The following is a 14,270-nucleotide window of genomic DNA, read 5'->3' on the forward strand; positions in this document are numbered from 1 at the left end:
GGATGCAGGGCACCGCAAGAGGGCATTGAACCCGTTACCCGAAACAGAAAGCGTACGAGCTTGATGCAAAATCATTTCATCTGTATTTATTACTATTTTTAAAGAAGGGTTTGGAACATGAAAGATATCAAAAAATATCAGGGTGTCATCCCCGCCTTTTACGCCTGCTACGACGCAGAGGGCAATATTTCTACCGAGGGCGTCAAGGCCCTCACCCGCCATCTGATCGCCAAGGGCGTCAAGGGCGTGTATGTGGGCGGCTCCTCCGGCGAGTGCATCTACCAGCATGTGGATGAGCGCAAGGCCGTTCTGGAAGCCGTGATGAGCGAAGCCAAAGGCAAGCTGACCGTTATTGCGCATGTCGGCTGCAACAATACCGCCGACAGCGTGGAGCTGGCCCGCCATGCCGAAAGTGTGGGTGTGGACGCCATTGCATCCATTCCCCCCATCTACTTCCACCTGCCGGAGTACGCCATTGCAAAGTACTGGAACGATATGTCCGCTGCTGCTCCCAACACCGAGTTCGTCATCTATAACATCCCGCAGCTGGCAGGCACCGGCCTGACCATGAGCCTGCTGAAGGAAATGCTGAAGAACCCCAACGTGATTGCAGTGAAGAACAGCTCCATGCCCACCCAGGACATCCAGATGTTCAAGGATGCCGGTATCGCCGCCCGCGGCGAGGGGAACTTTGTGGTATTCAACGGCCCCGATGAGCAGTTTGTTTCCGGCCGCGTCATCGGCGCAGACGGCGGCATCGGCGGCACCTACGCCGTCATGCCCGAGCTGTATCTGGCCATGAACGATCACATCAACAAGGGCGAGATCAAGCAGGCTCAGGAGATCCAGTACGAGGCCGACCGCATCATCTACAAGATGTGCGAAGCCCACGGCAACCTGTACGCCGTGCAGAAGGAGATCCTGCGCCGGATGTACGGTCTGGAGCTGGGCGGCGTGCGCGAGCCGATGCCCGGCCTGATCCCGGAAGATGAAGCCATCGTGGCCGAAGCACAGGCCATGATCGAAGCTGCCATCGCAAAGCTGTAAAATTGAAGCAGCGCCCCTCTCCGTCTCTTTTCAGAGGGGAGAGCGGGCGCTTGTTTTTGGAGGGACGTTTTATGATCTGTGATACCCTGCAGCACCTGACGCGCTACAAGGGCCTTTGCAAAAATCTCGACACGGCCATTGATTACCTGCTGACCCACGACCCTGCCAGCCTGCCTCTGGGCCGCACCGAGGTGGATGGCGAGGAAGTTTTTATCAACACGATGGATGCCACGCTCCATTCGGACGATGGCTACCACCCGGAATATCACAAAAAGTATGCTGACCTGCAGCTCGACATCACCGGCAGCGAGGGCTGGGGCTTTACCACGAACCCCGGCAGGGAGATCGGCGATTTTACCGGCGACTGCGGTTTCCAGGACAGTGCCAGTGTCGTGACCGGTGCACTGGGTGAGGGACGCTTTGTGCTGTTCTTCCCCACAGAACTGCACAAACCCGGCCTTGTACAGCACGGCTGTGTGGGCGTGCGCAAGGCTGTTGTAAAGATTCGGATGGAGGATTGAACGATGGATAAGGAAAAGCTGTTTGCTCAGATCAAGGGCGGTCTGATCGTCTCCTGTCAGGCACTGGAGACCGAGCCCCTGTACACGAAAGAGGGCGGCGTGATGCCGCTGATGGCAAAAGCCGCCGCCATGAGCGGCGCTGTGGGCATCCGCGCCAACACCGTGCGAGACATCACCCAGATCAAGCAGGTGGTGGATCTGCCGGTCATCGGCATCATCAAAAAGGATTACCCCGGCACGCCCATGTACATCACCGTTACCATGAAGGAAGTGGACGAGCTGGTGGCCTGCGGGGTGGACATTCTTGCCGTGCAGGGTACCGGTGCCCTGCGCCCGGACGGCTCCACCTCTGCCCAGTTCATCCGCGCCATCAAGGCAAAGTATCCCGACCAGCTGGTGATGGCCGACTGCGACAACTTTGAGAACGCCATGGCCTGCGCCGAAGCCGGTGCCGACTTTGTGGGCACCACCATGCGCGGCTACACCCCGGAGACAAAAGGCATTGACGATATTGACTTTGATTTCGTCCATAAGCTGGCCGCAGAGTGCCCGGCAAAGGTCATTGCCGAGGGCCACATCCACTACCCGGAGCAGGCGGTCAAGGCGCTGGAAGCCGGTGCATTCGCACTGGTGGTGGGCGGTGCCATCACCCGCCCGGCAGAGATGACGGCCCGCTTTACCGGCGCCATCAACGCCGCAAAAAAGTAAAATGGAGTGTGCCGGATGAAACAGTATTTTGGCATTGATATCGGCGGCACTGCCGTCAAGCTGGGCATCGTGGACGAGACCGGCAGGGTGCTGCTCAAGGGCGAAGAGAGCGTCAGTTTTGACGGCTACCAGACGCCTGTTCTCACCACCGTGCGCAGGGCCGCAAAGGAGTTTTTGACTGCAAATTCCATCCCGGTGGAAAGTCTTGCGGGCATCGGCGTTTCGGCCACCGGTCAGATCGACAGCCGCAAGGGCATCGTGGCCGGTACCTGCGGCAACTTTCCCAATTACATCGGCAGTCCTATCAAGGCTGCGCTGGAAGAGGACTTCGGCCTGCCCGTCACTGTGGCCAACGACGCCAACTGCATGACGCTGGGTGAAGTGTGGGTCGGTGCCGCACAGGGCTGTACGGACGTCATCGGCGTGACACTGGGCACCGGCGTGGGCGGCGGCATCCTGACCGGGGGCCGTCTGCTGGAGGGCGCGCGGGGCCTTGGCGGTGAGCTGGGCCACTACCGCACCCACGCGCTGGACGGTGTGGACTGCACCTGCGGCGCAAAGGGCTGCTGGGAACGCTACGCCGCCACCACCGCGCTGGTGCGCGCCGCACAGGAAAAAGACCCGGCATGGAAGGATGGCCGCGCCATCTTTGCTGCTGCAGAAGCAGGCAACGAGACCGTACTGGCTCTGCTGGATGCATGGACGGACGAGATCGCACAGGGCCTTGCCGGCATGGTGCATATCTTCAACCCACAGCTCATTCTGATCGGCGGCGGCGTGAGCGCGCAGCAGAAACTGCTGATCGAACCCATTGCCGCAAAGGTGAAAGCATCGGTCATGCCCGCCTTTGCAGAGGGGCTGGAAGTGCGTGCCGCTCAGCTGCACAACGATGCCGGTATGGTGGGCGCAGTGTACTACTTCCGGCAGACCATGGAAAAGGAGTAATTGTATATGAAAACACATATTCTCTGTCTGGGTGATTCCAACACCCACGGCTACTGTGCCGACCCCAACGACTGCGCCGACCACGGCATCCGCTTCAATGAAGAGGAGCGCTGGACCTGCCGCCTGCAGAAGGCACTGGGCGAGGAATATCTTGTGACGGAAGAGGGCCTTTCCGGCCGCACCACCGTGTTCGTGGACCCCATCCACGAATCCATGGATGCCCTCAGCGTCATCTATGCCCTGCTCAAGAGCCATGAGGTCATCGACCTGCTTATCATCATGCTGGGCACGAATGACGTCAAAGAGCGCTTTGGTGCCAACGCCGCCTGCATCGCTGCGGGCATGGAGCGGCTGATCCTCAAAGCCAAGAGCGTGGACTGCTGGGGCACCAAGCAGCCCAATATTCTGGTGGTGGCACCTCCTCCCATCGGCGCAGGCTTCCACGACGCTGTGATGGGCGATGGCTGTGTGGAAAAATCTGCCGGTGTGGCCGGGCAGCTCCGCATCATCTGCGAGCGGCAGGGCGTGCACTTTCTGGACGCAAAGGACTGCGAGTTCAATCAGGTGGACTTCATGCACCTGACCCGCAAGGGCCACGCACAGCTGGCGGAGCTGCTGGCTGCAAAGGTTCCTGAGTTGGTTTAATTTCGTCTTTTGTCCCCTCGAAAGAGGGGACTTTTATTTTAATATTTTTTGTAGAGCACAGTCGTGTACTTAAAGTTTCGCTCCTTTTGCAAAGAACATCTCCGCCGAGTATGTACTCTTTTGCGCGCACAAAAGAGTACCAGAAAAGCGCCCGCTACTTTCGAGGCGCGGGAGGCGGCGGGTTGCGGCTCCCTGCGTTTGCTTCGTGCCTTGCGCGGCACTCGCATCCTGCAGGCCGCTGCCCCAACAGCTCCTCCCTGTTTCGGCCGCTGGCCGCGGTCGTCGCCGTTGCAAACTAGGGGCTACTCGCCCCTAGTAACCCCAAAGCAGTTGGGCTCCATACAAAAAATCCAAGTCGCTACGCTAGAGGATTTTTTGTGTTCCGCCGATTTAAATATTTCCCGCTTGTAAACAGCTATAAAATCGGCTATACTTTCCGCAGAAAGATCCATTGAAAGGAACTGTGCCATGCCTGAACTTTTAAAAGCACCTGTCACCCCTGCCCAGCAGGCAAGAGATGCCCTTCTCGGTGCCCTCGTGGGGCTTGCCCGGGCCACCACCAGCGAGCCCAAAACGGACGACACCGACGAGGTGCTGAACGCCGGTCTGCGTCTTGCCGCACAGCCGGATGCCCCGGAGGAAAAGCTGCACCGGATGCTGGAGACCGTACGCACCGAAAAGCACCGCGTTGCCCCGGGCTGTGCCTCCTGCGCCATGCCCTGCGGCAACACAAACGATTACGACCTTGCCCGCCTGTGGGCCGCACCGGAAACGATCCGCACCCTCAAACTGCAAATGCTTTCCGCCGCATTCGCGCTGGCCCAAAGGCACCCGCAGGGGCAGGCGCAGACCGCCGTTTATCAGCTGCTGTTCACCCTTGCAGAGGACTGGGATGCGGAGCTTCTTCTGCCCGTAGTGCAGCACGCGCAAAAGCTTTGCCGGGAGTAAATCGGCACCCGGAAACCGCGTTTTTAACCCGAAAGGTTTGTACTTTTCGGCTTCCTCGGAAGTGCTGTGAAAAGTCTGCCTTTTTCTGTGCTTTGGCGGCATTTGCACGGCACTGCGTCCGCAAAAAGCATTCCGGACAGTTTGTTTCCCGATTTCCTGCCTTTTTCCGAAAATTTTTTGCAAAAAAGACTTTACAAACCATTTCCAAAAACATATTATATAAGTAATATATTTCATGGAGCCAATGCTGCGCAACCCATTGTGCAGCATCCAAATACGATCAAGGAGGGGTTCATCTATGCCCGAAAAGAAAAAGACCGCAGCGGCTGCTCCTGCTGTGGAAGCTCCTGCCGCTGAGGCCAAGGAGACGAAGGAGACCAAGACCCGCAAATCCGCCAAGGCCTCTGCACGCCGCGGCCGTCCCCCGCTTGCACCGGAGCTGTACGTGGAGTTCAGCGGCAAGCAGTACAACGTGACCGATATCATTGACCGCGCCAAGGCCGATTACCGTGCCACCCACAAGGTGGGCGTGCAGTCCTGCAAGGTCTATATCAAGCCTGAGGAAGGTGCCGCCTACTACGTCATCAATAAAGTTTCCGGCAAGCTGGAACTGTAATTTTCGCCTTGTTTTCCGGCCTGCGGCGATGCACTCCGCACCTATTCCGCTGCGGGCCTTCCGTTCCCACAAATGGCTCCATTTCAATTGCAAAAGCAGCCCTGCACCATCACGATGCAGGGCTGCTTTTTTGATGTATTATACCCCAAACCACTTTTTCCAGAACGGGTGGTTCCGGATCTCAGGGTCCGGGTCCGGGATCTCAAACACATAGCGCTCCGTGGCATTGATGACCGTCGTCCCGCCGCGGGTGCACACGCGCGGCAGCTTGGCATCATAGTTCAGGTGCACATGCCCGTGCACGAACCACTGCGGCTCGTATTCATCCATCAGATCGTTGAAGCATTCAAACCCCTTGTGGGCGCGGTCTGTATCATCATTCAGACCCGCTGCCGGCGAATGGGTCAGCAGCAGATCGATGCCGCCCACCTGATGAGCCCTGCGCGAGAGCTTGTGCGCACGGCGGCGCATTTCCCGTTCTGTATACTGAAAGCTGTCCTCCCGGTTGTTGTAGCGGATGCTGCCGCCCAGCCCCATGATGCGCAGGCCCTTCCACACATAAACGCTGTCGTCTACACAGATGCAGCCGCCGGGCTCATTTTCGCGGTAGCTGCCGTCGTGGTTGCCGTGGACATACAAAATAGGGGCCGCTGTAAAGTTTGTAAGGTATTCCAGATACTTCTGCGGCAGGTCTCCACAGGAAAGGATCAGGTCGATCCCCTCCAGATGTTCCCGGGTACCGTAATCCCACAGCGCTTTGGAGGGCACATCCGAAATTGCAAGAATTTTCACTTCAGGTTTGCTCCATTCTCTCTCGGCCGCGGGCCGCTTATTTTACAAATCCTTTCAGGGTATTGATGCCGTTGATGGACATCAGCGTATGGGTTTTGACATCCAGCTCATCGTAGTGGGGCAGTCCGCCTTCCACGCATTCGTCCAGCCAGTCCATCTCCATCAACTCCTTGGGGCTGTAGAGGGTGGCTTCCGGCGAGTGCAGCACATGCCCCTGCGCGAACAGATCTTCCGGGAAGATGCGCAGATCATCCTCGTGCAGCATCTTTTCCATCAGATCCAGCAGCTGCAGGGTGCCTGCGGGCAGGTCTTTGTTGTAATCGATCTCCTCTGCACCGCTGCGCATGCCCCACCAGTAATTCACCGCCCGGGCACCGGCAGCATCGCTGTCCCATGCACCGTCAAAAATGGAACGCACGATCTCGATATAAAACGTATCCCACCGCCACACGGGCAGGCCCAGCGGCTGCAAACTGCCGTCCGGCATGCGGCGCACAAGGCCGTAATCCCGGTGGGTGCCTTCCGGCTCGCGGTTATCGCGGGCATAGAAGATCTCCACATCCTGCCGGTCGGAGAAATCCAGCGGGTGCACCGGGTCCTGCAGGCAGGCCCAGCGCAAAACCACTTTTGCCTCCGGGCGCACGGTCTTCAGGCCCTGCGCAAAGGCATTTACCGCCGCCGGGATGCCATACACCGGGTTTGCCGCCACATAGCCCACGCGGTCGGTCCTTGCCATCACGCCGGCCAGCATTCCCAGCAGATAGGTAACTTCATACGTGCGGGGATAGTAGGTGCGCACCAGCGGATGCGGCGCGTTGAGCGAACAGTTCAGGATGCGGGTCTTGGGGTGCTGGGCCGCCACCTTCAGGCAGGCGGTATGCATCCGGGCACTTGAGGTGAACACCACATCGGCATTGTCGTGAGCCACATCCTCCAGCACCTGCTCCGCGTCCACCTCGGGCTCGATGTTCTCTTTGCGGGTGATGAATACCCGGTCCGGGAACGCCTGCTGCAGCGCTTCGATGCCCTTGTCGTGGGCGCGTACCCATGCGCTGTTTTCGGCGTTGTGCTCGTGCAGGAACACCACCTTCAGCTCGCTGGGCTTTGTAAAGATGTTCAGCTTTGCCAGCAGCGGTTCGCCGGGGCCCTGCTTCGGCTCCAGCGAAAGGGCCACGGCCTGCGGCTCGGTGAGCACCTTCACCTCATCCCACAGCTTTTCCAGATTCTGCTTCATCTGGCTGGGCGTGCTCTCGCAGGCGTCCGCGTAACGGTAGACCGACAGATACACCAGCATGGCATCGCCGGCAGTCAGATTCAGTCCGCCGCCGCCCAGAGCCAGAAACTGCTGGCGGAACATGGTATAGAAGGAGGAAAAGCTCAGCCGGTCATCATCCGTCCAGCTTTCACCGCTGGCCTTGCACACCAGCGTCTGCAGTTTTGCGTAACCCCCCAGACGGGAGAAATGCACATCGTTGACCTTGGAGAGCTTGTAAAAATCCAGAAATTCGTAGTAGATACGGTTTTCCAGACTGTCGTTTCGTTCCGGGACGAGCCGCGTGACCGTGCCCGCGATCCTGACCGCATCAAAATACTTGAGCACCGATACCCGCTTGTTGCCTTCCTGCACATAGAATTTGTTCAGGAACTCGTAGGCGATGATGGGGGTGTGGATGCCCTCGTCCAAATGTGCATCGCAGAGGTTCGACCACTTGCCTGCAAACTCGGTGTCCGGCTCCAGCAGGGGCATAAAGTTCGGTGCAAAGGCGGTGTGACGGCCGCTGGTCTTTGTGCCGACGATGCTTTCCGCCGGGATCTCCACAAGGCCCAGCGGCTCCTGCGCCACAATGTTCACATTGACCAGAATATCGTCCAGCACCGCCAGATACGGCGACTGGCCGCGCGCCACGCAGGCGCGGTAAGCACGCTGGCCGCTCTTCAGTGCGTTCTTGTAATCTTCCAGCATAGTTGCTCCTTTTTTTCAGCTGCAATGCGCTGCAGCCAGCTGCCGCAGCGTCCTGCTTCAGTATACCATGAAATTTGATTTTATGGGAGGATTTTCCGCACAAAAGAGTTGATTTATCCTGCACTTTCAGGTACGATAATAGAAAGTAATTGATGATAGGAGCAGCTCACCCATGCAGACCGAACAGATTCCCGTTCTCAAGGCCGACGAATATCCCGGCGGCATCTGGTATTACGAACCCCATACATACCAGCCCTATCGCTATGTGCTGGGCCGTGTGGGCCGGCACCCGCTGGTGTGTATCGGCATCAACCCCAGCACCGCACAGCCCGGCGCACTGGACCCTACCCTGAAAAGTGTGGAGCGTCTTGCCGCCGCCAACGGCTTTGACAGCTGGATCATGTTCAATGTATATCCCCAGCGCGCCACCGACCCAAATGATATGGACCGCGTGCCGGACCGTGCCCTGTGTGACGAAAATCTGCGCTGGCTCCGGGCAGTTCTGGCCCAGACCGAGCCCACCATGTGGGCGGCATGGGGCACCCTGATCGAAAAGCGGGACTACCTGCCCGGCCTGATGCGGGAAATGGTCGCCCTGACCCGGGAAAGGGAGATTCCATGGGTCACCTTTGGCCGACGCAGCAAAAAGGGACATCCCCATCATCCGCTGTATCTGCGCAAAGATTCCACCCCGGAGCCCTTTGATGTGGAAAACTATCTGGATACCTGTTTTTGACCTGTTGCCTGTTGTAAAAATTCCGACCTGATGCGGAGGGATCTGTTTTGACTGCAGAACATTATCACGCCCTGCACAGCTGGATGGATGCCCACCCCGCTGTCAGCCGCTGTGTGGTGGCGCTGGACCGCTGGCTGCCGCTCATCCCCTTTGTATGCTACCCCGTGCTGCTCTGCCTGCTGAATGTCCGGCTGTTCCATCTGCTGGGCAGTCAGGCTGCACTGGACTTTATGGTGACCATTGCGCGCGCGGTGTTCGTACCGGGGTTCACCTTCTGGGGCGGCACCATCCTGCGCGATAAGCTCAATCTGCCCCGCCCCTATGAGCAGCCCGGCTTTGAGCCCTTGCGCCGCAAGGAAACAAAGGGACACTCCTTTCCCTCCCGTCATGCGCTGAGCGCCGCCGTGCTGGCCATGGTGTGGATGTACTTCTACCCGAAAGCCGGCTGGGCGATGGTGGGCATCACCGTGCTCATCTGCATCGGCCGGGTGCTGACCGGCGTGCATCACATCCGGGATGTCGTCGGCGGAGCCGTGCTGGGTTTTGCACTGGGCTATGCGGGCATGTGGCTGCTGTAAAGGCCGGGTCTGGCAGGTTTTGAAAAAAGAAAAAAGAATTTTGCATTTTATGCTTGACAGAATGGGGACCATATGGTATTATACTTCTCGCAGCGTGTGCCGACACACAGCTGCCGCCATAAAGGAACCCAATGGGATAACAACGTGCGCCCGTAGCTCAGGTGGATAGAGCAACTGCCTTCTAAGCAGTGGGCCGGGGGTTCGAGTCCCTTCGGGCGCATCTATGTGGTGCCCATAGCGTAGTCGGTTAACGCGCCAGATTGTGGATCTGGAGACCGTGGGTTCGAGTCCCACTGGGCACCCCACCAAAAAGTCCGCTGTTTAACACAGCGGACTTTTTTTGTTGGTGGGGTGCCCAGTGGGACTCGAACAGGGCGGCGGCGCGCAGCGACGCAGTCAAAGCCATAGTATGGCTTTGACTAGCCCGCGGGTCCCAATTAGTAGGAATGTCTACCAAGACAAATGCTGTGCTGATGCTTTGCATCGGCGGATTTTTTATTTGGTGGGGTGCCCAGTGGGGCTCTGCCCCCGTGCCATTATTTTCTGCTAAAAAAGCATGTGCAGGCCCTTTGGAAAACTGTGGTTTCCCGGGGTCTGCACATGCTTTTTTGTTCAGCGCTTTTTCTTTATTGCAGTCAGCGCTTCATCTGCTGCAGGATCTGTGCGATCTCTGCACTGGAATAGCCATCCCTGCGCAGCGCACTGCTGATGCTGGTATCGTTTTTGCCCTGACTGCGCATCAGCATCGCCATGTAGGGCACCGTCACGTTCCGAGAGGTGTCGCTGCCCAGACGGGTGGCGCTGCTTGTGCTGCGGTTGGCCGTACCGGAAGAGCTGCCGCTGCCCGCGCTGCCGGAAGCCGCCGTGCCGGATGCTGCACTGCCCGCCCGGCTGGCCTTCTGGGCCGCATTGTTCTTTTTCAGATTCCACTCGCCCATTGCAATGTTCAGCTTCTGGCTGGTGACGTCGTTGTTGAACTTCTGCTGATTGAGCTTGTCCTGATATTCCCGCTCGCTGGCCTCATTTTCATAGAGCTGCTGCTTCAGGCTGTCCTGATACTGCCGCTCCTGCAGCTGCTGGTTCCACTGGGTGTCGGCACGGTCTGCCTCGTACTGGCGGTTGCCGGAATAGATGTTGTAGCCGGTGTTCAGCAGTCCACTGACCATGGAACCCAGACCCGTGGTGCCGCTGAGGGCGATCTGCACCGCATCGCCCAGTACGCCCAGTACAGTCACCACATTGTTGAACGCCTGCTGGCGCCGTGCTGCCTGCTGCTGTTCCTGTGCGCTGTAGTAGTCGTGCAGCGTGCCCAGCTGGTTCAGGTAGTCCTGATACTGTCCGTAGTCCTGCGCATATGCATTGTTGTAGGCTTCGCCCTTCTGCCGCAGCTGGGTGTAGTAGTCCGACAGCCGGTCGTTGTACAGCTGCTGCGCATCCTGCTCACTGCTGTTCAGCTGGTCCAGCTGGCTCACCAGCTCGTTGCCGCCGCTGGTATAGGTGTCCAGCGCCAGACTGTACAGCGTAGGGATGGCACTGCTCAGCGCGCCGATCTGCTGCTGGTATGCCTGCTGCGCCACACTTGCGGCATAGCTGGAGCCGTAGCCTCCGGTCAGTGCTGCCGCCTGTGCCGCAGCATCCGCACTGGCGTTGTGGGCGTTCTGCAGATAGTTCTGCTCGTACTGACGGTAGAGCGGGTCTTTGGTGTAGCTGTACTGGAAGCTCCCGCGCTGCAGCAGCTGGCCCAGAAGCTGATCGATCTTATCCTGATAGCGGCTCTCGTAGTCGTCGGGGCGGTTCGTCTGCCATTCCTTCAGGGCATTCTCTGCACTCGTCACCGTCTGACTGGGCTTATAGCTGGCATTTGCCAGTGCATTTTCCACCTCCGAGCGGCTGCCCAGTCCCGCAGCCGAATAACCGCTCTGCGCCGCCGACAGACCATTTTCCTCCGTCTGTGCCTGCACCGCAGCAAGCGCTTCGTCCTGTTTCTTTTTGTTTGCCATAAAAACTCCTTTTCTTACAGAGCCTGCAGTCTGGTACGCAGTTCCTCTGACATGTTTTCGGTATCCAGATTGCTCAGCACATACTGCAGCTGTTCCTGCAGCTGGTACAGGTAGCTGCGCAGTGCGCGGGCGTCCTCCGGGTCCATGTTCTCACTGAGCTTGGGCAGACCGATCTTATTGATGCCCATTACGCTTGCCATTTTTCACACCTCCCCGCCTGTAATGCCGCCTTTGGCAGCGGCCACTGTTTTTGCAATGCTGCGCAGGGTGATCTGTCCCCTGCCCTTCAGGCGCAGCCGCAACGTACCGTGCCGCCGGGGAACGAACGGCATATCGTAGCTCCGGCGCACATTCTGCGCCGCCAGCTCCGCCACCGTTTCCCAGGGGCCTCCGTCATAGCTTGCCGCCACCGTCACCGTGCTGCCGCATTCGGCATCCAGCCGCAGCGTCAGCCGGGAAAGATACCGGTCCTCTGCACCGTCCAGACCAATGTCTCCTGTGACCAGTTCAAAGTTCAGCTTTTCCTCCACGCCGTCCGTGCTCTGCCAGTCGGTCTCACGGCTGGGGTCTGCGGCCCACAGGGCCTGACCGTCCCACAGGTAAAGCTGTCCGCCGGTGCTGGTCATTTCGTAGGAGCAGACATCCTCCTCGCTCCAGAGTGCACGCTCGGTATCATAGACCAGCAGCCTTGCCATACCTTCCCCCGCTGCCGCGCGGGCAATGTGCAGGTAATACCGGCCATCCAGCGCGCCACCCACTGCGCTCTGTACATTGGAAAGGCGTCCCGAATCCAGCACACCAGACACCTTGGTGGGGATGCTGCCGTCCCATGCCATCACGCCGTCCGGTGAAAGATAATACAGCGTCTCATTCAGCACGCACAGGCTGCGGGCTGCGTTTTTGGCCACACCCCTGCAGCGCAGGGATGTGAGCTGAAAGTCCGAGGGCTTGGAGCCGTAGAGCTTGTGCAGGGTGTTCTCCTTAAAAAACAGCGCATAACCCATGCAGGTGGCCGCTCCGGTAAACGCCCCGTCGCTGCCCACCGTGACGGCATAGCTGTCCGCTGCGATGCCCCGGTAGGAGAACCAGTTGGTGGGGTCGCCCAGTTTACAGGCATAGATCACGTTTTCCTTGCTGCTGCAGCCCCACACCCGGTTGTCACACTCGGTGATGTAGTCCAGAATCCGGCACGCGGCGTTCCATCCGCACCGGCGTGCTCACCGCAAAGCTGCGGGTCTCTTTGCCGTCCAGACTGGTCCACCGGGCACTGTCCGCGCCCTGCACCAGTGTGCCGTAAAAGCATTCACCCTTCGGTGTCACCTTCACCCGCAGGCCGTTTTCCAGCAGATCATACACCACCAGATCGCCGTTCAGTTCTTCCCACATCCCTGCCTGCTGCGCCGCCGTGCCCGACACCGTCACGGTGTCCCACTGGGCAAACAGCTTCTGTGCGCCTGCTGCCGTGATGCGGCAATAGTCCAGCGGCACTGCTGTCCAGTTGCCGGAGGATGCGCTGTATACCTCCAGCGTGCTGGTGCTGCTCCACGGGTGCTCCTCATCCTCCACCTTTAAAAACAGCTGCCCATCTGCGGGCTTTTCCGGTTCCTCCCTGCCATAGCTGTCTGGCTGATAGGTCTTGCCCGCAGCATCACAGGGCGTAAACTGCACGCTCTGGTCCTCTGCCTTCCATGCTGCGCCCAGCGCAGAAACGCTGCCGTCCGCCGTATCAAAGGCCAGCTTGTCCGGAAATTCAGGTCTTTGTGCCGATGCCTACCAGCGCCTTGCGGCTGTCGGATACTGCATCCGTACAGCTCACCGTGTCGGCCCCGGCATCGTCCGGGGTATAAATGATATCCTTCCCGCAGATGGTCAGCAGACCGTTCAGGTGGTACATGCCGTTCAGGCCGGTCAGTGCGCGCAGCTTCCGGCGGGGCTTGCGGGTGCTCAGGGCGGGAAAATCCCTTGCCGAAAAATTCACACCCGCGCTGTACTCTGCTTCCGAGCAGGCGTAGGTCTCATTCAGCCCGCCGAACACCCGCACGAGGCTGCGGCTGTTTGCAAGCTTTGTCCGGTTTGCAAGGACCATATCCACCACCTCCTTACCAGCGCCACTGAACGGCGGTCAGCGGCGGATAGGTGCGCCGCAGCCACGCCGCAAGGTCGGCCAGAATGCTGTTGTACTGCGCCTGTTCCCCGGCATAGCGGTCGGTCTCCCCAAGGGCCGCATCGGTCATGGCACACAGATAGTGGGGATACATTGCGTCAAAGGGTGCCGGAGCCAGCAGGACATCCTCATCCTGCAGGCTGTCATCCCATGCAAGGTCTGCGCCCACATCGTCGTAGGCATCCGTGATGCTGTGTTTGAAAAAGCGTTCCCGCAGCATGGCATCTGCCTCCCGCAGCCACGCCTGCCGGGTGGCCAGTGCAATGCGGCTGCCCGGGCGCAGCTCTTCGGCGCGCTCCAGCGCCTGTCCTACAGTCATAGATCTCACTCCTTTTCTGAAAAAGCCCGGCCGGGCAGCTGCTCCCAGCCGGGCTTTCTTTCTTCAGATTACTGTGCGGCGTTTTCCGCTGCCGCGATGCGGGCGGCGGTCAGCTCGTCCTGCATCTGGCTGTGCTCCAGCACCTCGGCCACCTCGGGCGGCACTTCCACCTCCACGCCCCGGCGGATCTTATAGTTCACGCCGTTGACGCTGACGAACAGGTCGCCCTTGTAGCGGCTGTTGTCCTTGAACAGCCGGATACGCACATTTTTCTTTTCAGCCATGGTT

At 59.1% G+C, this 14,270-nt stretch carries 18 protein-coding genes and 2 tRNA genes; 11 read left to right on the forward strand and 9 right to left on the reverse strand.

Features of this window, described 5'->3' with window-relative positions; translation table 11 throughout:
- The first annotated feature begins 117 nt into the window (after nt 1–117).
- The 7 genes from ACKXF7_RS01160 (at nt 118) to ACKXF7_RS01190 (ending at nt 5,430) form a co-directional block, all read left to right on the forward strand.
- On the forward strand, nt 118–1,047 hold the full coding sequence (locus ACKXF7_RS01160; RefSeq protein WP_418265572.1) for a dihydrodipicolinate synthase family protein: 930 nt from the start codon (nt 118–120) through the stop codon (nt 1,045–1,047).
- 71 nt (nt 1,048–1,118) lie between these two features.
- The gene (locus ACKXF7_RS01165) at nt 1,119–1,568 is read left to right on the forward strand and encodes a YhcH/YjgK/YiaL family protein (protein ID WP_249238144.1); all 450 of its coding nucleotides are present in this window, start codon (nt 1,119–1,121) and stop codon (nt 1,566–1,568) included.
- Between the two features lie 3 nt (nt 1,569–1,571).
- Entirely contained in the window at nt 1,572–2,276 is a 705-nt protein-coding gene (locus ACKXF7_RS01170) for an N-acetylmannosamine-6-phosphate 2-epimerase (RefSeq protein ID WP_423741906.1), read from the forward strand.
- A gap of 15 nt (nt 2,277–2,291) precedes the next feature.
- Nucleotides 2,292–3,221: an ROK family protein gene (locus ACKXF7_RS01175; protein ID WP_423741907.1), complete on the forward strand. Its 930-nt coding sequence runs from the start codon at nt 2,292–2,294 to the stop codon at nt 3,219–3,221.
- Nucleotides 3,222–3,227: 6 nt separating this feature from the next.
- Nucleotides 3,228–3,866 (forward strand): GDSL-type esterase/lipase family protein, encoded by a 639-nt coding sequence (locus tag ACKXF7_RS01180; RefSeq protein ID WP_339395341.1) that lies wholly within the window; start codon nt 3,228–3,230, stop codon nt 3,864–3,866.
- Between the two features lie 468 nt (nt 3,867–4,334).
- Nucleotides 4,335–4,814, forward strand: coding sequence for a hypothetical protein (locus ACKXF7_RS01185; RefSeq protein ID WP_423741908.1), 480 nt, complete (start codon nt 4,335–4,337; stop codon nt 4,812–4,814).
- 298 nt (nt 4,815–5,112) lie between these two features.
- The gene (locus tag ACKXF7_RS01190) at nt 5,113–5,430 is read left to right on the forward strand and encodes a DUF6465 family protein (RefSeq protein WP_249238140.1); all 318 of its coding nucleotides are present in this window, start codon (nt 5,113–5,115) and stop codon (nt 5,428–5,430) included.
- 138 nt (nt 5,431–5,568) lie between these two features.
- On the opposite strand, the gene ACKXF7_RS01195 is transcribed toward ACKXF7_RS01190, so the two are convergent.
- Both ACKXF7_RS01195 and ACKXF7_RS01200 read right to left on the reverse strand, forming a co-directional pair.
- Nucleotides 5,569–6,222, reverse strand: a complete 654-nt coding sequence (locus tag ACKXF7_RS01195; protein WP_339395343.1) for a metallophosphoesterase family protein — start codon at nt 6,220–6,222, stop codon at nt 5,569–5,571.
- A 37-nt stretch (nt 6,223–6,259) separates the two neighbouring features.
- On the reverse strand, nt 6,260–8,185 hold the full coding sequence (locus tag ACKXF7_RS01200) for a BMP family ABC transporter substrate-binding protein (RefSeq protein WP_423741909.1): 1,926 nt from the start codon (nt 8,183–8,185) through the stop codon (nt 6,260–6,262).
- Between the two features lie 172 nt (nt 8,186–8,357).
- On the opposite strand from ACKXF7_RS01200, the gene ACKXF7_RS01205 reads away from it, so the two are divergent.
- The 4 genes from ACKXF7_RS01205 to ACKXF7_RS01220 all read left to right on the forward strand — a co-directional run bounded on the left by ACKXF7_RS01205 (nt 8,358) and on the right by ACKXF7_RS01220 (nt 9,804).
- On the forward strand, nt 8,358–8,921 hold the full coding sequence (locus ACKXF7_RS01205) for a DUF1643 domain-containing protein (protein WP_249238137.1): 564 nt from the start codon (nt 8,358–8,360) through the stop codon (nt 8,919–8,921).
- A 47-nt stretch (nt 8,922–8,968) separates the two neighbouring features.
- Complete coding sequence (locus ACKXF7_RS01210) at nt 8,969–9,499, forward strand: phosphatase PAP2 family protein (protein WP_249238136.1); 531 nt, start codon at nt 8,969–8,971, stop codon at nt 9,497–9,499.
- Between the two features lie 146 nt (nt 9,500–9,645).
- Nucleotides 9,646–9,719: transfer RNA gene (locus ACKXF7_RS01215), tRNA-Arg, on the forward strand.
- Between the two features lie 8 nt (nt 9,720–9,727).
- Nucleotides 9,728–9,804: transfer RNA gene (locus tag ACKXF7_RS01220), tRNA-His, on the forward strand.
- Nucleotides 9,805–10,134: 330 nt separating this feature from the next.
- Here the strand turns inward: ACKXF7_RS01220 and ACKXF7_RS01225 are convergent.
- The 7 genes from ACKXF7_RS01225 to ACKXF7_RS01255 form a co-directional block, all read right to left on the reverse strand.
- The gene (locus tag ACKXF7_RS01225) at nt 10,135–11,499 is read right to left on the reverse strand and encodes a cell envelope biogenesis protein TolA (RefSeq protein ID WP_339395346.1); all 1,365 of its coding nucleotides are present in this window, start codon (nt 11,497–11,499) and stop codon (nt 10,135–10,137) included.
- A 14-nt stretch (nt 11,500–11,513) separates the two neighbouring features.
- Nucleotides 11,514–11,699: a hypothetical protein gene (locus ACKXF7_RS01230; protein ID WP_339395347.1), complete on the reverse strand. Its 186-nt coding sequence runs from the start codon at nt 11,697–11,699 to the stop codon at nt 11,514–11,516.
- Between the two features lie 3 nt (nt 11,700–11,702).
- Nucleotides 11,703–12,623: a hypothetical protein gene (locus ACKXF7_RS01235; RefSeq protein ID WP_423741910.1), complete on the reverse strand. Its 921-nt coding sequence runs from the start codon at nt 12,621–12,623 to the stop codon at nt 11,703–11,705.
- Nucleotides 12,624–12,657: 34 nt separating this feature from the next.
- Nucleotides 12,658–13,167, reverse strand: coding sequence for a hypothetical protein (locus tag ACKXF7_RS01240; RefSeq protein WP_423741911.1), 510 nt, complete (start codon nt 13,165–13,167; stop codon nt 12,658–12,660).
- A gap of 82 nt (nt 13,168–13,249) precedes the next feature.
- A complete protein-coding gene (locus ACKXF7_RS01245; RefSeq protein WP_423741912.1) occupies nt 13,250–13,585 on the reverse strand; it encodes a hypothetical protein in 336 nt (111 codons plus the stop codon).
- A gap of 13 nt (nt 13,586–13,598) precedes the next feature.
- Nucleotides 13,599–13,982, reverse strand: a complete 384-nt coding sequence (locus ACKXF7_RS01250) for a hypothetical protein (RefSeq protein ID WP_423741913.1) — start codon at nt 13,980–13,982, stop codon at nt 13,599–13,601.
- A 68-nt stretch (nt 13,983–14,050) separates the two neighbouring features.
- The gene (locus tag ACKXF7_RS01255; RefSeq protein ID WP_097775085.1) at nt 14,051–14,266 is read right to left on the reverse strand and encodes a hypothetical protein; all 216 of its coding nucleotides are present in this window, start codon (nt 14,264–14,266) and stop codon (nt 14,051–14,053) included.
- Nucleotides 14,267–14,270: the final 4 nt, after the last annotated feature.

The organism is Faecalibacterium sp. 7 (assembly GCF_049562865.1).
In the GTDB taxonomy this organism is placed as follows: domain Bacteria; phylum Bacillota; class Clostridia; order Oscillospirales; family Ruminococcaceae; genus Faecalibacterium; species Faecalibacterium wellingii.